The 18376-nt window shown below is 71.6% G+C and carries 16 protein-coding genes and 1 tRNA gene; 8 read left to right on the forward strand and 9 right to left on the reverse strand.

The window, feature by feature from the left end:
• Positions 1 to 90 precede the first annotated feature (90 nt).
• Positions 91 to 1437 (forward strand): hypothetical protein, encoded by a 1347-nt coding sequence (locus tag ACFYO8_RS25865; protein ID WP_354872223.1) that lies wholly within the window; start codon positions 91 to 93, stop codon positions 1435 to 1437.
• Between the two features lie 119 nt (positions 1438 to 1556).
• On the opposite strand, the gene ACFYO8_RS25870 is transcribed toward ACFYO8_RS25865, so the two are convergent.
• Positions 1557 to 2432 (reverse strand): universal stress protein, encoded by an 876-nt coding sequence (locus tag ACFYO8_RS25870; protein WP_354872226.1) that lies wholly within the window; start codon positions 2430 to 2432, stop codon positions 1557 to 1559.
• A 104-nt stretch (positions 2433 to 2536) separates the two neighbouring features.
• Between ACFYO8_RS25870 and ACFYO8_RS25875 the strand changes: the two genes are divergently transcribed.
• Positions 2537 to 2995, forward strand: coding sequence for a MarR family transcriptional regulator (locus ACFYO8_RS25875; protein WP_354872229.1), 459 nt, complete (start codon positions 2537 to 2539; stop codon positions 2993 to 2995).
• Positions 2996 to 3069: 74 nt separating this feature from the next.
• Positions 3070 to 4497: an MFS transporter gene (locus ACFYO8_RS25880; RefSeq protein WP_354872232.1), complete on the forward strand. Its 1428-nt coding sequence runs from the start codon at positions 3070 to 3072 to the stop codon at positions 4495 to 4497.
• Between the two features lies 1 nt (position 4498).
• Here the strand turns inward: ACFYO8_RS25880 and ACFYO8_RS25885 are convergent, their stop codons facing one another.
• Positions 4499 to 5083 carry an XRE family transcriptional regulator gene (locus ACFYO8_RS25885; protein ID WP_354872234.1) on the reverse strand — a complete coding sequence of 195 codons (585 nt, stop codon included), beginning with the start codon at positions 5081 to 5083 and terminating at the stop codon, positions 4499 to 4501.
• A 261-nt stretch (positions 5084 to 5344) separates the two neighbouring features.
• On the opposite strand from ACFYO8_RS25885, the gene ACFYO8_RS25890 reads away from it, so the two are divergent.
• From ACFYO8_RS25890 to ACFYO8_RS25900, 3 genes are all read left to right on the forward strand, one after another.
• On the forward strand, positions 5345 to 7192 hold the full coding sequence (locus ACFYO8_RS25890) for a glycoside hydrolase family 15 protein (RefSeq protein WP_354872237.1): 1848 nt from the start codon (positions 5345 to 5347) through the stop codon (positions 7190 to 7192).
• Positions 7193 to 7297: 105 nt separating this feature from the next.
• Complete coding sequence (locus ACFYO8_RS25895; RefSeq protein WP_354872239.1) at positions 7298 to 7756, forward strand: hypothetical protein; 459 nt, start codon at positions 7298 to 7300, stop codon at positions 7754 to 7756.
• A 97-nt stretch (positions 7757 to 7853) separates the two neighbouring features.
• Entirely contained in the window at positions 7854 to 8078 is a 225-nt protein-coding gene (locus tag ACFYO8_RS25900) for a hypothetical protein (protein ID WP_354872241.1), read from the forward strand.
• Positions 8079 to 8252: 174 nt separating this feature from the next.
• Here the strand turns inward: ACFYO8_RS25900 and ACFYO8_RS25905 are convergent, their stop codons facing one another.
• Positions 8253 to 9551: an MFS transporter gene (locus ACFYO8_RS25905; protein ID WP_387257663.1), complete on the reverse strand. Its 1299-nt coding sequence runs from the start codon at positions 9549 to 9551 to the stop codon at positions 8253 to 8255.
• A 765-nt stretch (positions 9552 to 10316) separates the two neighbouring features.
• Between ACFYO8_RS25905 and ACFYO8_RS25910 the strand changes: the two genes are divergently transcribed.
• Positions 10317 to 10589 (forward strand): tyrosine-type recombinase/integrase, encoded by a 273-nt coding sequence (locus tag ACFYO8_RS25910; protein WP_357710799.1) that lies wholly within the window; start codon positions 10317 to 10319, stop codon positions 10587 to 10589.
• On the opposite strand, the gene ACFYO8_RS25915 is transcribed toward ACFYO8_RS25910, so the two are convergent.
• From ACFYO8_RS25915 to ACFYO8_RS25940, 6 genes are all read right to left on the reverse strand, one after another.
• A tRNA-Val gene (locus ACFYO8_RS25915) sits at positions 10549 to 10620 on the reverse strand. The two genes, ACFYO8_RS25910 and ACFYO8_RS25915, sit on opposite strands and share 41 nt — an antisense overlap.
• Before the next feature lie 84 nt (positions 10621 to 10704).
• Complete coding sequence (locus tag ACFYO8_RS25920; RefSeq protein ID WP_128138072.1) at positions 10705 to 11172, reverse strand: peroxiredoxin; 468 nt, start codon at positions 11170 to 11172, stop codon at positions 10705 to 10707.
• An 83-nt stretch (positions 11173 to 11255) separates the two neighbouring features.
• Complete coding sequence (locus ACFYO8_RS25925; protein ID WP_013287823.1) at positions 11256 to 11690, reverse strand: DUF3052 domain-containing protein; 435 nt, start codon at positions 11688 to 11690, stop codon at positions 11256 to 11258.
• A 111-nt stretch (positions 11691 to 11801) separates the two neighbouring features.
• Positions 11802 to 14279, reverse strand: coding sequence for a transketolase C-terminal domain-containing protein (locus ACFYO8_RS25930; protein ID WP_357710698.1), 2478 nt, complete (start codon positions 14277 to 14279; stop codon positions 11802 to 11804).
• 62 nt (positions 14280 to 14341) lie between these two features.
• Positions 14342 to 14812, reverse strand: coding sequence for a MarR family transcriptional regulator (locus ACFYO8_RS25935; protein WP_355095055.1), 471 nt, complete (start codon positions 14810 to 14812; stop codon positions 14342 to 14344).
• Positions 14813 to 14922: 110 nt separating this feature from the next.
• Positions 14923 to 15327 (reverse strand): secondary thiamine-phosphate synthase enzyme YjbQ, encoded by a 405-nt coding sequence (locus ACFYO8_RS25940; protein WP_030271630.1) that lies wholly within the window; start codon positions 15325 to 15327, stop codon positions 14923 to 14925.
• A 189-nt stretch (positions 15328 to 15516) separates the two neighbouring features.
• On the opposite strand from ACFYO8_RS25940, the gene aceE reads away from it, so the two are divergent.
• Positions 15517 to 18261 (forward strand): pyruvate dehydrogenase (acetyl-transferring), homodimeric type, encoded by a 2745-nt coding sequence (gene aceE / locus ACFYO8_RS25945; RefSeq protein WP_357710703.1) that lies wholly within the window; start codon positions 15517 to 15519, stop codon positions 18259 to 18261.
• Positions 18262 to 18376 lie beyond the last annotated feature (115 nt).

Raw genomic sequence — 18376 nt, forward strand, 5'->3', positions numbered from 1 at the left:
TACCGTGAAGCGGCACGGGCACGACGCCTTACGCCGGCTCCGCGACCTGGTCCCCGAACTTCTGGAGCGGATTCCGGAGAGGAGCGAGCGGTGAGCGTACGGCTGCGGGAGGCGTTGCGGGAGGCGGCGGCCGAGGTGCCCGCGTACCCGGTCCACGACCGGGCGGTACGGACCGCGCGGCGCACGCGGTGGCGGGCCGCCACGGCGGTCACGGCGGTGCTGGCGCTGGTGGCGGGCGCGCCGCTGACGGTACGCGGTGACGGGCGGCCCCTACCGGCGGGCGCGGGCGGGGCGGCGCTGCCGGACCGGCTCGGGCTGCCGCCGTTCGGCGCGTTGCGGGCGACCGACCGGCCCGCGCTCGGCCCGGCGTCGGTGGTGTTCAGCGGGCAGGCTCGGGGGCTGACCGGCCTGATCGACGAGAACGGCACGGTCGCCATCGTCGGGGCGTCCGCGGACAAGTACCGGACGTGGACGGTGGGGTGGGAGGTGCCGGCCGGGGAGGGCGTGCTGCTCTCCCCGGACGGCCGGTTCCTCGCGGTGCCCGACGAGGGGGCGCCCACCAGCCCCGGGGTGAAGGTGATCGACCTGACCGTCGGCACGGCCCGGCGGTTGCCCAGCCCGCGACCGGGCAGTGTGAACACGGCGCCGGCCGGGTGGGCGCCGGACGGGTCCGCGCTGGTGGTCGTGGACACCACTCCGGCGAATCCGGAGGTCAGCGCGCACATCAACACGCTCAGCCTGGTGCGGCTGGACACCGGCCGGGCGGTGCGCCTGCTGGAGACCCCGCAGGTGCCGGTGTTCGGCTCGCCTGTCGCGTTCGCGGCCGACGGGTCGCGGCTGGCCTACCAGGTCGGCACGAAGGTGCTCGTGAGCAGCACGGACGGGCGGCAGATCTCCTCGTTCGCGCTGCCGCCCGACACCGCGCTCGCCGGCAAGGGGGCCTGGTTGCCGGACGGCTCACTGGCCCTGGCCTCCCACGACGCGGCCGGCGACCGGTGGCGGCTGCGCCGGGTCGACACCGACGGCCGGGAGCTGCCCGCGCCAGCGCTGGCCGCCGTCTCGGGCGTGACGGCGATCCGGCTGCTCGGCTGGCTGGCGGACGGGACCGCGTGGGTGGTCGCGTACCGGCCCGAGCCGAACGCGCCGGCCCTGTCCGGCGACGAGCTGGCGATGGACCAGCGGACCGCGTACAGCAACGTGCGGTCGATCCGGGTCCTGGGCCTGACGCCGGGCGCCGCCGCCCCGGCCACTCTGCTCACCGCGCCGGACCAGGTGCTCGCCGTCGACGTGGCGGACTCGGTGGTGCACGCCGGCCGGGTCCGCGAGGCCGATCCGCCGTCGGGCCCCGGCGGCCGGGTGTGGTGGGGAGTGGGCCTGGTGGCGCTGGTGCTCGGCGGCCTGGCGGCGTACCGGCGACTACGCCGCAGGCATCGGTGACTGCGCCGCAGGCATCGGTGACTGCGCCGCAGGCATCGGTGACGAGGGTGCCACGGGCGCCTCCCGGCGCGGAAGACACCCGTGACGTTCCACTCGGCGCGGGCGAGCGCGCGGAAGGGCTACTCCGCTTCGCGGACCGGGCTCTGCGGCACCACCAGCACCGGCCGGTGCGCGCGGTGCAGCGTGGCCATGGCGACGCTGCCGAGCAGGATCTTGCGGACCGCCGTCCGGCCGCGCGAGCCGACCACGACCAGGCTCGCCTTGCGCTCGGCGGCGACCGTGGATAGCGCCTCGGCCACCGCGCGCCCGGGAGCGCCGCCACCGGCATGTACGCGGACGGTGGTCAACGGCTGCCCGTCGGAGGTCTCCGGTGTGTCCCCCTCGTCGCCGTCGACGGCGACCAGGACGATCTCCCGCTCGGGGAAGAGGCGGCGGGCGGCGGCGAGCGCGGCCTCGGACCCGGCCGAGGCGTCCCAGCCGACCACCACCGGTCCGGCGGCGAGCGCGTCGTACTCGTCGGTCAGCAGCGGGTGCGGCACCACGAGCACGGGACGCGGGCTGTAGTGCACTGCCATGTCGGAGACGCTGCCGAGCACCGCGCGGGCGCCACCGAGACCGCGTGAGCCGAGCAGCAGCACGTCGGCCTGCTTCTCGTCGGCCAGCTCGGCGAGCCGGAGCCCCTCGCCGCCGTAGCTGCGGCACACGAGCGGCTCGGCGTCCCAGCCGGCGGCACGGCCCAGCATCACGCCGACCGCCGTCATCCGGTCTGCCTCCCGGCCGCCCTCGCGCTCGATGGCCTCCACGAACACGTTGATGTTGCGCTTGCCGGTCCAGAGCCGCTTACGCAGCTCCTCGCTGGCGAACGGTGGCGTCCACAGGTGCCCGATCCACGCGTGCGCGCCGGGGAACAGCAGCGCGCCCGCCTCGATGGCGGCGCTGGCGGCCGGAGACCCGTCGTAACCAACCACCACTTGCCTGACCTGCACGTCGCTCACCGCACCAAACCCCTCTCACCGACGACATCTCACAAGATCGTATCCGGGTCCGGACCGGGTCCGAGCCGGATCGTCCGGCACGGAAGCATCGGTACGCTGGGCGGATGAGCACCCCGGACCTGTCGTACCTCCTCGACCACACCAGCCACGTGTTGCGTACGCGGGTGGCGGCGGCGCTCGCCGAGATCGGGCTGACCGCCCGGATGCACTGCGTGCTCGCACATGCGCTGCCCGAGGAGCGTACGCAGATCCAGCTCGCCGAGATGGGCGACATGGACAAGACGACGATGGTGGTGACGGTGGACGCGCTGGAGCGGGCCGGCCTGGCAGAGCGGCGTCCGTCGCGTACCGACCGGCGGGCGCGGATCATCGCGGTCACCGAGGAGGGCGCCCGGGTGGCCGCGCGCAGCCAGGAGATCGTCGACCGGGTGCACGCCGAGGCGCTGGCGAGCCTGCCGGACGACGAGCGGAAGGTCTTCCTGCGCGCGCTGGAACGCCTGACCGCCGGATACCTGGCCACGCCGGTGCAGAGCCCCAAGCCGGCACGCCGGGCCCGCCAATAATCCCCCAATAGATTGTCCGTAACGGAACTATCCGTTACGGTCTCTCCTGTCGCACCTCTCGACAGGAGGACTCCATGTCCGCTCCCCGCTCCCGGCGGCTCGCCCTCGGCGTGCTCGCCACCGGCGCCCTGATGACCATCCTCGACGGCAGCATCGTCACCGTGGCGATGCCGGCCATCCAGCGCGACCTGCACTTCTCCCCGACCGGCCTGAGCTGGGTGGTGAACGCGTACCTGATCGCGTTCGGCAGCCTGCTCCTGCTCGCCGGCCGGCTCGGCGACCTGATCGGGCGCCGGACGATGTTCCTCGGCGGCACCGCGCTGTTCACCGCCGCGTCGGTGCTGGCCGGCGTGGCCGGATCCCCCGCCACCCTCGTCGCCGCCCGCTTCCTCCAGGGTGTCGGCAGCGCGGCGGCGGTCGCGGTGAGCCTTGGCATCCTGGTCACGCTCTTCCCCGACGCCGCCGAGCGGGCGCGGGCCTTCGCCGTGTTCGCCTTCACCGGCGCCGCCGGAGCGGCCATCGGCCAGGTCGCCGGCGGCCTGCTCACCGACGCGCTGGGCTGGCACTGGATCTTCCTGATCAACCTGCCGATCGGCCTGGCCACGATCGCGCTCGCGGCCCGTACGCTGCCCGCGGACCGGGGCCTGGGCCTGGCGGCCGGGGCCGACGTGGCGGGCGCGGTGCTGGTCACCGGCGGGCTCATGCTGGGCATCTACACGGTGGTCACGATCGAGCGGTACGGCGCCACGTCGGCGCACACGCTCGGCCTCGGCGCGCTCGCCGTCGCGCTCGTCGCCGGGTTCGTGGTCCGGCAGGCCACCGCGCGCCGCCCGCTCATGCCGCTGCACATCCTGCGTTCGCGTGGCGTCGCCGTGGCGAACGTGGTCCAGATCCTCACCATGGCCGCGATGTTCGCCTTCCAGGTGCTCATCACGCTCTACCTCCAGCAGGTGCTCGGCTACGACGCCACAGGCGCCGGCCTGGCGATGCTGCCGGCCGCCGTGCTCATCGGCGCGGTGTCACTCGGCGTCTCGGCCCGGCTCAACACCCGCTTCGGCGAGCGGGCGGTGCTGACCGCCGGGCTGGTCCTGCTGGTGGCCATGTTCGCGCTGCTGGTCCGGGTGCCGGTGGACGGCCGGTACCTGACCGACGTGCTCCCGGTGATGCTGCTGGCCGGCGGGGGCGGGCTGGTGCTACCGGCGCTGACCTCGCTCGGTATGTCCGCCGCCCGCCCCGATGACGCCGGCCTCGCCTCCGGGCTGTTCAACACCACGCAGCAGATCGGCATGGCGTTCGGCGTCGCGGTGCTGTCCACGCTGGCCGCCGCCCGCACGGCCGGCCGCGTCGCGCTCGGCGACGACCGGGCCACGGCTCTGACCAGCGGCTTCCACCTGGCGTTCGCGATCGGCGCGGGGCTCCTGGTGGTCGCCGTCGCGCTCGCGTACGCGCTGCCGCGCCCGCGCACGGCGGAGCGTGCCGACGCCCCGGCGCTCGTGGGGTGAGTCAGCGGGACGCGCGAGGGCGGGCGCGCAGGTGGGCGCGCTCGCCCTGGCTGCCGAAGAGGCTGAGGAACTCCACCGCCTCGCTGTCGGCGCGGCCGAACCAGTGCGGTACGCGGGTGTCGAACTCGGCCGCCTCACCGGGTTCGAGCACCAGATCGTGCTCGCCGAGCATGAGCCGCAGCCGCCCGTTGAGCACGTAGACCCACTCGTACCCCTCGTGGGTCTTCGGCTCGGGCTCGGCCCGGCCGCCGGCCGGGATGATCAGCTTGTACGCCTGGATGCCGCCGGACCGGCGGGTGAGCGGCAGCATGGTCATCCCGTGCGCGGCGACCGGCCGCAGGTGGACGCGTGGGTCGCCGGTCGGTGGGGCGCCGACCAGTTCGTCGAGCGTCACGCCGTGCGCGCGGGCCAGCGGGAGCAGCAGTTCCAGCGTGGGCTTACGGCCGCCCGACTCCAGCCGGGACAGCGTGCTCACCGAGATGCCGGTGGCGGCGGAGAGGTCGGTGAGCGTGGTCTCCCGCTCGCGGCGCAGCGCGCGCAGCCGGGGGCCCACCGCGTCGAGGGCCTGATCGAGGTCGCCGTCCATGCCAGCAAGTTTGCCACATCAGCAACAGACTTTGCAGTTCTGTCGGGGCCGGCAGCAGTCTGGTCGCGGAGCGGGATGGGCGAGTACCTGCCGGCCGACGAGTCGGGGCGGCGATGATCAACGCGGACCTGGTGCAGGAGGAGACCCGGCGGGCGGTCGAGGCGTGGCGCGACGCGAGAGCGGGTGCCGAGGAATCACCCCTAACCTGACAATTCTTCCCCTAGGTTGAAGCGCAGGGGCAGTCGGGAACCGGGGGGCGATGTGAAGGGCTATCCGGCGATCGAAGATCACGGGCTCATCGGCGACCTGCAGACCGCCGCGCTGGTGACCTGTGACGGCACGATCGACTGGTTCTGCGCGCCGCGCTTCGACTCGCCGAGCATCTTCGCCGCGCTGCTGGACAAGGACAAGGGCGGCTTCTTCCAGATCGCCCCGCACGAGGTCCGGTACGTCACCAAGCAGCTCTACCTGCCCGGCACGCCGATACTGATCACCCGGTTCATCAGCGCGGACGGCGTCGCCGAGGTGATCGACTTCATGCCGGTCACCGGCGAGCGGGTCACCGACTCGCACCGCCTGGTCCGCATGGTCAACATGGTGCGCGGGAGCATGCGGTTCCGAGTGGAGTGCCGGCCCCGGTTCGACTACGCCCGCGAGAGCCACGAGGTGGAGCGGCACCGCAACGGCTACCTGTTCCGCAGCCCTTCGGCGACGCTCGCCTTCAACCCGATCGACCCGGTGCGGCAACTCTGGGCCCAGACCGGCGAGATCCGCATGGAGAACGGCGACCTGATCGCGTACGGCACGCTGAAGGAGGGCGACACCGGCGGGGTGGTCCTGGAGACCAGCAGCGAGGAACCCCGGACCATCCCGCCGGAAGAGGTCCAGGGCATGTTCGAGTGGACCCGGAACTACTGGCGGCGCTGGGTCGAACGCTCCCGCTACACCGGACGCTGGCGGGAGATGGTCGAGCGGTCGGCCATCACGCTCAAGCTCATGACGTACGCGCCGACCGGCGCGATGATCGCCGCGCCGACCGCCGCGCTGCCCGAGCTGGTCGGCGGCGCCCGCAACTGGGACTACCGCTACACCTGGGTACGCGACACCTCGTTCTCGGTGCACGCGCTGCTCGGCCTCGGGTTCACCGAGGAGGTAAGCCGGTACATGAACTGGCTGGACGAGCGCATCCGCGAAGCCGGCGACCAGCAGGACCCACTGAAGATCATGTACCGGGTGGACGGCTCCTCGGACCTGCACGAGGAGGTGCTCGACCACCTGGAGGGATACCGGGGCTCCCAACCCGTGCGCATCGGCAACGGCGCCGCCGACCAGCTCCAGCTCGACATCCACGGCGAGGCGCTCTACGCCATGCACCTCGCCGACGAGCAGGGCATCCGCGTGTCGCACCAGGTGTGGAAGAGCACCGTGCGGCTGGTCGACTGGCTCTGCCACAACTGGGACAAGCGCGACGCCGGGATCTGGGAGAGCCGGCACCACCCCCGCAACTACACGTTCGGCCGGGTGATGTCCTGGGTCGCGCTGGACCGGGCCATCCGGCTGGCCAGCCGCACCGGCCGGCCCGGGGACATGAGCTGCTGGATCGAGCAGCGCAACCGGATCTACAACCAGGTCATGGCCCGCGGTTTCCACCGGGAACGCGGCAGCTTCGTGCAGGCGTACGACGAGAACGTGCTCGACGCCGCCCTGCTCTACATGCCGGCGGTCGGCTTCGTCACGCCCAGCGACCCGCTGTGGCTGTCCACGCTGGAGTCGATCGAGCGGGACCTGGTCTCGGACAGCCTGGTCCACCGCTACGACCCGCTGCACTCCCCCGACGGGCTGCCCGGCCACGAGGGCACGTTCAACATGTGCACGTTCTGGTACGTCGAGGCGCTGGCCCGTTCCGGCCGGCTCGACGACGCCCGGCTCACGCTGGAGAAGATGTTCACCTTCAGCAACCACCTCGGCCTCTACGCCGAGGAGATCGCCTCCACCGGCGAGCAGATCGGCAACTACCCGCAGGCGTTCAGCCACCTCGCCCTGATCAACTCGGCGCTGGCGGTCAACGACCTGCTCGACGCCGAGGCCCACGCCCGCCTCCGCCGGTAGCGGCAGTCGTCAGGGCGCCTCTACGCCGCGGGCATCCGCTGACCCGCCGCTGCGCCGCACGGCGACGACCGAAGCCGCGTTCACACACCACCTAGTCTCTCGGGCGTGGAACAACTACGCGACCTCGCCGTCCGGCTGGTGATGGGCGAGCCGGTCGGCGACGACCTGCCGATGGCGGCTGCGCACGCGCTGGCCCGGGGCGTCGACTCGCCCAGCTTGCGTGAGCTCGCCGGCTTGCCGAAGGGTCAGCCGCGGGAGTCCGTCGACCTGTTCCGGCAGGCGATGGACGAGCTCGGCTCGCCGGTCCCGGACGAGGGTGACGCTCGGCTGCACCTCATGCGCCAGGCGGCGGCGGACATCGTCGCGGGAGAGGGCGACGCCGAGGACCTGGCCTACGAGATCTACTGCCAGGCGGTCGAATCCCAGTTGCCGGAGCTGCGGCCCGTGGCGGACCGCTTCCTCGAGCTCTACGCCGGTTGGGGCCCGGCTTACGACCAGACGGAGAAGGCGATCGCGGCCACGAGGGCAGCCGCGCAGTCGTTCCTGCGCGACCATCCGGCGTGAGAGATTGCCGTCCAGCCACGCTCCCGCCAGGCCCGTGAGCTGCAACGACCACGAGGAAGCGAGCCCTTGACCGGCCGCGCACACTGGAGGCAGGCAGATGACCCGGGAGGTCGACATGCGCTGGGTGATCCTCATACTCGTCGTCGCGGCGGCCGTGCTTGTCGCCGGACTGTTGCGCCGTCGCCGGCAGGCAGGCGTGGACGGCCGCCAGGTACGTAACCTCCAGGCATCCGCAGAGGCCCGCCGCAGGCTCGACGACCACCGGAATCGTACGGACGGCAGCAACACCGGCAGCGGCGGCGTGGGCGGCTGGAGTTCCTGACACCACTCCCGCATGCCGCACCAGTACTGGCAGGACCCGCTCCCCCGTGCTCGCGAGTACGTGAGCCGATGCACCCCACCTTGGGGCGTAGTTCTGGCCCTTGAGCGGCCCCTAAATCAGTTCCCGACCAGCCCACCGACACATCGTGACTAGCCGACATTCCCAAGCGCAGCGTTACCGGGACGGCTGCTCGGCCCGCTGCGATGCGTCGTACTGCCACAGCTGCGGCACCGCCCGGATGATGCCTGCCACGGCGAGGATGGCCAGCACCCCACCCATTGAGATTGCCCAGCGCGGTCCCCATGCCGCGCCGGTTACGCCGTGCAATAGGTTGCCGATTTGTGGGCCGCCCATTGTGACGACGATCATCGAGCCCTCGATCCTGCCGCGCAGTGCGTCGTCGGTACTCGCCTGGCTGATGGCTCGACGGAACGTGCTGAGCACGAAGTTCACACCGCCGCCGACCAGAAGCGCCGCAGCGGCGAGCCACAGCTGGGGTGCCAGCCCCAGCAGTACGACCGTCACACCCCAGACGGCAGCGGCGGACACCATCAGCACACCGTGCCGCCGGGCACGGGTGAACACGCCCGACACCATCCCGACCGCGAACACGCCTGCCGGGTAGCTGGCGTAGAGCACGCCAAGCTCGAAACCACCTCCGGCCGCGCCGCCGAACTCCCGCTGGGCCATCTCCGGGTAGAGCGCCCACGGTGCCCCAAACACCATCGCGGCCAAATCCACCCCGATCAGCGCCACCAGCAGCGGCCGGGAGAAGAGATAGCGGAAGCCATCCAGCAGTTGGTAGACCATCGGCCGGCGGGCCGTCGGACTCCCGCCAACCGAGGAAGGCGTCCCAGGGCGCGGCACCAGCACCGGTGCAGGCACGGGTTGTTGCGGTGGGAGCCGGGGCAGCCGGAACACCGACCACATGACGAGCAGCAGCGCCAGAGTGTCCAACAGGTACAACGCACCAAGTCCTACCACCGGGATCAACACCCCGGCCAGCAGCGGACCCACGATCGACCCGGTATACCGGACCAGCGAGCTTAATCCGTTTGCGGCGGCCAACAGATCCGCCGGCACCACTCGCGGCACCACCGCCCCCATCGCCGCCATGACAGCTCCGTAGCTGAGGCCTTGGCAAGCGACCAGTGCCAGCAGCACCAGTACCGATCGCAGGTCCAGTGCCGCCTGTACCCACAGCCCCGCGTACGCGAGCGCCAGGCAACCATGTGCGACCAGTAGCAGCCGACGCCGGTCCATCGCGTCAGCGAGGGCACCACCCCACAATGCCGAGACCACCAGCGCGACCAGCGACACCGCCGCCGAGACCCCCACAGCCGCGGACGAGCCGGTCAACGTAAACAGTTGCGTGGGAATGGCAACCACGCCGAACGAACCACCCACCGCAGCGATCAGCGACGCGACCCACAGCCGCCGATACGCGGGGATCGCCAGCGGGCGCCGGTCCATCAGATATGCACCCAGCCTGCGTCCACCGGCGCCCCCTCCGGCACTGCCGGTTGCGCTATCGGCGCTGCTGGTTCCATCTGCCGTCGTCGGCGCTCCCATACCCATAACCCCCGGTCGGCTCATGCCGGTTGTAGCTGGCACGGCCGATGCTGGGCCCTACCCCAAGGGAAAGGTCCAGCACCGTTGACAGAGGGACCCACCGAGCACGCATCCGACGAAGATCGTCTAGCCGAACGTGTCACCGACGTCCTGAGACTGATCTGTCACGGAGGTCCTGAGACCCGACAATTGTCCGGTCTCGGGACCTGCGTGGCAGATCAGTCTCAGGACGTGCGTGACGCTCGGCCGAGCGCTAGGGCGCTACGCTGACCGACGTGCCGATCGATGCAGACCATGCTCGGCAGGCGTTGGCGAAGTGGGAGGGTTTCACCTTCGAGACGTGCCCTGCCGCGTCCTCGTCTGGGCTGGTCGACACGACCCCGGCAGAGCTGTTGCCGACGCGCCACTGATCGCCGCACGGATGCCCGACGCTGAGGTCCGCATCGGTGAGGACGCCGCTAACACACCGTCTCCTGCCCACTGGCGAGAGATGCTGACGTGGGTCAAGGGTGGCTAGCCTGGAAACTCGCCGAGTACCTGCCCTACTGGCTCGCCGCCTACGTCACCCGACCTCAAACCCACCATCGCACGCGGCTATGAAGCGCCGTCCGGCTACACCTGATCCCGGCACTCGGCACCAAACGCCTCGACGGCCCCGAGGTCCGGCTGCACGACCTGCGGCACACCGTCGTCTCGCTGCTGATGGAGTTGGGCGTCCCGCCGCACGTCGTCCAGGCCATCGCCCGGCACGCCGACGTGAAGATCACGCTGAAGGTCTACTCACATGCCAACCTCGACGCGATGCGTCAGGCGCTCGGACGGACGGCTGTCATAGACCCTGTTGCTGTCACCGCCCCGAAGAACGATCTTCTCGGGGCGGTTTCGCTGCTCGTGGAGGTGGGCGCGGCAGGTTTCGAACCTGCGACCCCTCGCTTGTAAGGCGAGTGCTCTCCCACTGAGCTACGCGCCCGGAACGCCCCGTACGGCGGGCCGGAGCGGACAGCTTACCTGCCCGCCTCCGGCCCCGCGCAACGACGTGCCTGGGGTGTGGGACTCAGGCGGCGACGGCCTCGGCCAGCGCCTTGCGCCAGCCCTGCTGGTCGCGCGCCTCGCCGGGCATGTTCATCTCGGCGAACCGGACCACGCCGGCCTTGTCGATGACGAAGGTGCCCCGGTTGGCGATGCCGGCGACGTCGTTGAAGACGCCGTACGCCTGCGCGACAGCGCCGTGCGGCCAGAAGTCGGCCAGCAGCGGGAACTGGTAGCCCTCCCGGTCGGCCCAGATCTTGTGGGCGTACACGGAGTCGACGCTGACGGTCAGCACCTGGACGTCGTCGTTCACGTACTCGTTGAGGTTGTCCCGCACCTCGCACAGCTCGCCCTGGCAGATGCCGGTGAAGGCGAGCGGGTAGAAGACCAGCAGCACGGTCTTGCGACCGCGGAAGTCGGAGAGCCGGACCTCCTGGTTGTTCTGGTCCTTGAGCAGGAAGTCGGGCGCCTCGGCGCCAACCTCGATGGGCATGCGTGCTCCCTCGGGGATCGGGTCTGGAGGTGATCAGCCTGCCACACCCGGCGACCGTGGTCGCCGGGTGTGCGGCGCGGCCCCTACTTCTTGCTCTTCGACCCGCGCCGCATGACGAGGCGGGCGCCGCTCCAGTCGCGGCCGGCGTTGATGGTGGAGGTCTGCTGCAACCCGGCAGTCTGTGCGCTCTCGGCGACCTCGCTCGGCTCGACGTGTCCGTCCCGGCCGGCCTTCGGGGTCAGGAGCCACACCACGCCGTTGTCCGCGAGCGGCCCGAGGGCATCGACGAGGAGCTCGAACAGATCACCGTCGCCGTCTCGGTGCCAGACCAGAACCGCGTCGACAACCTCGTCGGTGTCCTCGTCGACGAGTTCCCCACAGCGGTCGGTCAGGGCGTCCCGGAGATCGGTGTCTACGTCGTCGTCGTAGCCCATCTCCATGACGACCATGCCCGGCTCGATACCGAACCGGTCCGCCAGGCTGCGTACCCCGTCGGCCTGGCCAGCGGTCGCGCTCACTGTCGAGTGCCTCCTCATCTCATCACTGCTCGTGGCGTCCGGTGACACCGTCGGGCTCAGTCCACACAGTTGCGGCTCGCCGCGCAAGTGGCGCACCGGGTGGAACGGAATTTACCGTGCCAGCAGCGTACGGGCACCCTGGGTGATGGCTTCCGCTGAGACCAGAACCTGACGAGCGGCCGGACCTAATGGTACAAACGAGTCAAGTCCGGCTACCCGCCGCGCGGCGCCGACGTACCCGGTGTCGACCAGCGCGGACAGCACGCCCTCGCCCACCCCGCCGGACCGCCGCGTCTCGTCCACCACCAGCACCCGGCCGGTCGCCGAGGCCTCCCTGATGATGTCGGCCGTCGGCAGCGGGGCGAGCCAGCGCAGGTCCACCACCCGGCTGCCCACACCCTCCTCGGCCAGCGTGGCGGCGGCACGCAGCGACATCCGCACCCCGTTACCGAAGGTGATGATGGTGAGGTCCTCGGCGGAGCCGACCCCGTAGACGCGGGCCCGCCCGATCGGCACGTGGCGGTCCCCCCAGGCGCCCGGCTCGGCGTATTCGGCGGTCCACTCCTCGTCACCCTCGGTGTGCAGGTCACGGACGTGGTAGAGCGCGACCGGCTCCACGAAGACGCAGACGCTGCCGTCCACCCGGGCCGCCGCCAGGCAGGTACGCAGCATCGGCGCGGCGTCGTCCGGCCGGGCCGGCACGGCCACCACCAGCCCCGGCACGTCGCGCAGCGCTCCCAGCGAGTTGTCGTTGCGGTCGTGCCCGCCGAGCCCCTCCGGAGCCGCCAGGCCGGCCACCCGCACCACCATCGGGTTGCGGAACGCGCCCCGGGACAGGAACCGCATGGTGGCCGCCTCGCCGCGGAGCTGGTCCTCGGCGCCGTGCAGCGACGCGAGGTGGCGGATCTCGGGCACCGGCAGCAGTCCGGCCAGGCCGGCACCCAGCCCGAGCCCGAGGATCGAGGTCTCGTCGGGCAGCGTGTCGAACACCCGCGCTGCCCCGAACCGGTCCCGCAGTCCCCCGGTCACCCCGTGCGCCCCACCTCGGGCGGCCACCTCCTGGCCGAACACCGCCATCCCGGGATGGTCGAGCATCCCGTCGGCGAGCGCGGCGGTGATGCTCTGCGCCAGCGTCAGCCGGCCGGTCAGCTCCGGCGGCTTGCCGCCGAACGCCTCGGCCCGCGCGCCGGCGGCCGGACCGGCCGCCCGTGCCCCCGCCTCGGCGACCGCCCGGGACACCCGGACCGGCCGGCGCGGCGCCAGCTCCCGCACGATCTCGACCGGGGACGCGAGCTTCGGCTCGTCCAGCACCTCCTCGGCGACGCGGCGCAGCTGCCAGCCCCGTTCGTCGTACCGGGCCAGCAGTTCCTCGCCACTGGCGTACCCGGAGGTCACCAGCAGCCGCGCGGTGGCCAGCAGCGGGTCGCGGACCGCGTCCCCGTCACCCGGCTCCGTCAGCCGGACCGCGCTCAGGTGCAGCACGGCGGGACGGCGCTGCCGGCGTACCCAGTCTGCCGCCTCGGCCGCGACCCGGTACGTCGCGGCCACGTCCGTGCCGTCGGCGCCGAAGTACCGGATACCGGGCCGGGACCGCAGCGCGGCGGCCACCCAGCCCTCGGAGGCGTCGCCGTCCGCGCAGACGAACAGCACCGGGATGCGCAGGCCGGTGTGGTCGTACCAGCCGGTCGTGTTGAGCGCGGCGGTGGCCGTGGCCTGATTGATCGCGCCGTCGTCGAAGGAGCAGACCACCACCGCGTCCGCCGGCCAGGACGCCGCCTCCGCCGCGCCGTCGGCGGGTCGCGCGCCGCGGCGCAGCCGCTCCAGCGCCAGCCCCAGGCCGACGGCGCGGGGCAGGTGCGAACCGGCGGTCGAGGTGGTCGGCAGGACCGCCAGGTCCGCGCGGCCGAACACCTTCGCCCGTCCGCCGGCGGCCGGTTCCTCGGCGGAGGCGACGATGCCGCGCAGCACGTCGCGCGCCGCCGCCGCGAACGCGTCGTCGGGCGCGGGCTGCGGCAGATCGGGTACGCCGACAGTCGCGTCCCCGTCCGCGTCCACGACCACCCCGGCTCCCACGGGAAGGCTGTCCGCCTCCCTCTCCCCCGGCTCGGCGTCGAGATCTTGGTGCGGAACGGCCCTCACCGGGGCACTTTCGCTCCAGGATGTCCCGGGGTCCTGAGGGTCGGCGTCGGCACCGGTCGCAGCCGGCAGGTCCGGCGCGGTGGGGATGAGGTGCGGCGGGGCGGCGGGGAAGGCGCCGGCGGCCTGGGCGGCGCGCAGGCAGTAGAACGCGCCGGAGCGGGCGTGCAGCAGCGCGGGGTCGGTCGGCCGCAGCGCGGCGGCCACCGCGGCGTCGCCCTCGTGCCCGGCCGACTCGATCGTGAAATACCCCTCACCGAAGCCGGACAGCCACCGACCGGCCAGGTCGAGCAGCCGGCTGGTCGACTGCGCGTCGAACAGCGCCAGCGCCTGCGCCCCGGTCAGCGGCCCGCCTTCGGGCAGCGGTTCGCCCAGTTCGCGCCGCTGGTCGGGCGCACCGAGCGCGGCCAGTTCGGCTCGGAGCCGGTCGTCGAGATCTTGCGGGGTACTCACGCGGACAGCATTACCGACTCCGGGCCGCCGCGCCCAGTCGGACACGTTCCGCCCGGCGTGGCTCAAACCTCGCCGCAGCCCTCCGGGCAGCCGCCGTCGGAGACCTTGAAGACCAGGTCACGCAGCGCGGCCAGCTCGGCGGTGCTCAGGCCGTCGAGCAGCCGGGAGTCCGACATGACCTGCCCGACCCGCTCGCGGACCTCCCGGCCGCGCCGGGTGACCACCAGCGCCTTCTGCCGCCGGTCGGCCGGGTCGGTACGGCGTTCCACCAGCCCGGCCCGCTCCAGCTTGTCGGCCAGGCCGGTGACGTTGGACCTGTCGCAGCCGAGCTGCTCGGCGAGGTCGCGGGCGGGCAGCGGGCGGTCCGGGTCGAGTTCGTGCAGCGCGCGGGCGGTGGCCGGGGTCAGTCCCAACGCGGCGATCCCCACGCCCTGGTGGTGCCGCATCGCGGCGGCGACGTGCAGGATCCGGCGCACCGTCTCCCCGGCCAGTTCGGCCCGGTCGCGGGCGGCGGAAACGGTGGAGTGCGCCATCCGTTCATGTTATTGCCAAGTGGATCTTCCATCAGCCGAACGGTGAGGCACCTCATGCAATCGACTGCCGATCATGACGGACTCCGGGGAGGAAACGACGGCGGAGACGGTCAGCCGGCCAGGAACGAGAAGCGCACCTGACGGTCGGGATTGTCGCCGTTGGTGTCGACCAGGCAGATCGACTGCCAGGTGCCGAGCTGGAGCCGCCCGCCGAGCACCGGCAGGGTCGCGTACGGCGGCACGAACGCCGGCAGTACGTGGTCGCGGCCGTGCCCGGGTGAGCCGTGCCGGTGCCGCCACCTGTCGTCGGTGGGGAGCAGGTCGTCGAGTGCCCGCAACAGGTCGTCGTCGGACCCGGCGCCGGTCTCGATGATCGCCAGCCCGGCGGTGGCGTGCGGGACGAAGACGTGCAGCAGGCCGTCGCCGGCCCCGGACACGAACCGCTCGGCCTCGCTCGTGATGTCCCGGACGGTCGGCCGGGAGCCGGTCCGGACGGTGATCACCTCACTACGCATAGGGCGCATTCTGCCGCAGTGCCCTGTTCTCCGCCGCGCCCGCCGATAGCGCATCCGGTGATCGCGCAAAGTTACTGATGGGTACCTGTGTTCAGCGTCGCCTCTGGGGGTGGGAGAGATGACGGCACGCGCCACCAGGGGGCAGGATGGCGCTAGAGACCTATCCCACACGAAACCGAGGGAACGCCTGTGGCTACGGAACGCAAGCGCCCGGTGATCACCGCTGGTCTGCCGAGCCAGCTTCCGGACATCGACCCTGAAGAGACCAGCGAATGGGTCGAGTCACTCGACGGTGTCATCGACGAGCGCGGGACAAAGCGAGCCCGGTACGTCATGCTGCGCCTGCTGGAGCGGGCCCGCGAGCGGCAGGTCGGGGTGCCGTCCCTGACGACCACCGACTACATCAACACCATCCCGCCGGAGCACGAACCGTGGTTCCCGGGTGACGAGCACGTCGAGCGGCGGCTGCGGGCGTACATCAGGTGGAACGCCGCGATGCTGGTGCACCGGGCGCAGCGCCCGGAGATCGGCGTCGGTGGCCACATCTCCACCTTCGCCAGCTCGGCGTCCCTCTACGAGGTGGGCTTCAACCACTTCTTCCGGGGCAAGAACCACCCCGGCGGCGGGGACCAGATCTTCTACCAGGGTCACGCCTCGCCCGGCATGTACGCGCGGGCGTTCCTGGAGGGCCGGCTCAGCGAGACCCAGCTCGACGGCTTCCGGCAGGAGCTGTCGCACCCCGGCGGCGGGCTGCCGTCGTACCCGCACCCGCGCCTGATGCCGGACTTCTGGGAGTTCCCCACCGTCTCCATGGGCCTCGGGCCGCTGAACGCGATCTACCAAGCGCGGTTCAACCGCTACCTGCAGCACCGCGGCATCAAGGACACCTCCCAGCAGCACGTCTGGGCGTTCCTCGGCGACGGTGAGATGGACGAGGTCGAGTCGCTCGGCGCGATCGGCGTGGCCGCCCGCGAGGAGCTGGACAATCTCACCTTTGTGATCAACTGCAACCTCCAGCGCCTGGACGGACCGGTCCGCGGCAACGGCAAGGTCATGCAGGAGCTGGAGGCGTTCTTCCGGGGCGCCGGCTGGAACGTCATCAAGGTCGTCTGGGGCCGGGAGTGGGACCCGCTGCTCGCCGCGGACACCGACGGCGCGCTGGTCAACCTGATGAACACCACGCCCGACGGCGACTACCAGACCTACAAGGCGGAGTCCGGGGCGTACGTGCGGGAGCACTTCTTCGGCCGCGACCCGCGGACCCGCAAGATGGTCGAGGACCTCAGCGACGAGGAGATCTGGAACCTCAAGCGGGGTGGCCACGACTACCGCAAGCTCTACGCGGCCTACAAGGCGGCGATGGAGCACACCGGCCAGCCGACGGTGATCCTCGCCAAGACGATCAAGGGCTGGACGCTCGGCTCGCACTTCGAGGGCCGCAACGCCACGCACCAGATGAAGAAGCTGACGCTGGACGACCTGAAGCTCTTCCGCGACCGCCTCTACCTGGACATCCCGGACAAGCAGCTGGAGGAGAACCCGTACCTCCCGCCGTACTACACGCCGGGTGAGAAGTCGGACGAGATCACGTACCTGAAGGACCGGCGTCAGCAGCTCGGCGGCTACCTGCCCACGCGCAACACCGCGCGCAAGACGCTCGCCGTCCCGGGCACCGAGCGGTTCTCCGACGTCAAGCGCGGATCGGGCAAGCAGAAGGTCGCCACCACCATGGCGTTCGTCCGCCTGCTCAAGGACATCATGAAGGACAAGGAGTTCGGCAAGCGCTGGGTGCCGATCATCCCGGACGAGGCCCGTACCTTCGGGATGGACTCGCTCTTCCCGACCCAGAAGATCTACTCGCCGCACGGCCAGCGCTACACCTCGGTGGACCGGGAGCTGTTCCTGTCCTACAAGGAGTCGACCACCGGCCAGATCCTGCACGAGGGGATCAACGAGGCCGGGTCGGTGGCCTCCTTCACGGCCGCGGGCACGGCGTACGCCACCCACGGCGAGCCGATGATCCCGCTGTACATCTTCTACTCGATGTTCGGCTTCCAGCGCACCGGCGACGGGTTCTGGGCGGCGGCGGACCAGATGGCGCGGGGCTTCGTGATCGGCGCGACCGCCGGCCGGACCACGCTCAACGGTGAGGGCCTCCAGCACGAGGACGGGCACTCGCTGCTGCTCGCCGCCACCAACCCGGCGGTGGTCTCCTACGACGCGGCGTTCGCCTTCGAGCTGGCGCACATCATGGAGAACGGCCTGCACCGGATGTACGGCGAGGCGCAGGAGAACATCTTCTACTACCTCACCGTCTACAACGAGCCGATCTTCCAGCCGGCCGAGCCGGAGGGGGTGGACGTCGAGGGCATCCTCAAGGGCATCCACCGCTACTCCCCCGCGCCGCAGGTCGGCGACGACGCGCCGAAGGCGAACATCCTCGCCTCCGGCACCGGCATGCAGTGGGCGCTCAAGGCCCAGCAGCTCCTCGCCGAGGACTGGGGCGTCTCCGCCGACGTGTGGTCGGTGACGTCCTGGACCGAGCTGCGCCGCGACGCGGTCCAGTGCGAGGAGCACAACCTGCTCAACCCGGGCGAGGAGCCGCGGGTGCCGTACATCACGCGGAAGCTGGCCGACGCCGACGGGCCGAAGGTCGCGGTCAGCGACTGGATGCGCGCGGTACCGGACCTGATCGCCCGCTGGGTACCCGGGGACTACACCTCGCTCGGCACCGACGGCTTCGGCATGTCGGACACCCGGCACGCGCTGCGCCGGCACTTCCACGTGGACGCCGAGTCGGTGGCGGTCGCCACGCTGCGCCAGCTCGCGCTGCGCGGCGTGGTGCCGGCCCACGTGCCGGCCGACGCCGCCCGCAAGTACGCGCTGGACGACGTCAACGCCGCCCCGGTCGGCGAGACCGGCGGCGACAGCTAGTACCCGTCACACGAGAAGGGCCCGGCGCCAGGTGCCAGGTGCGCCGGGCCCTTCTCGTCCCCCGATGCGACGACGGCCCGGCGTCCCTGGCGGGGACGCCGGGCCGTCACCATCG

The organism is Micromonospora sp. NPDC005257 (assembly GCF_042872445.1).
GTDB lineage: Bacteria > Actinomycetota > Actinomycetes > Mycobacteriales > Micromonosporaceae > Micromonospora.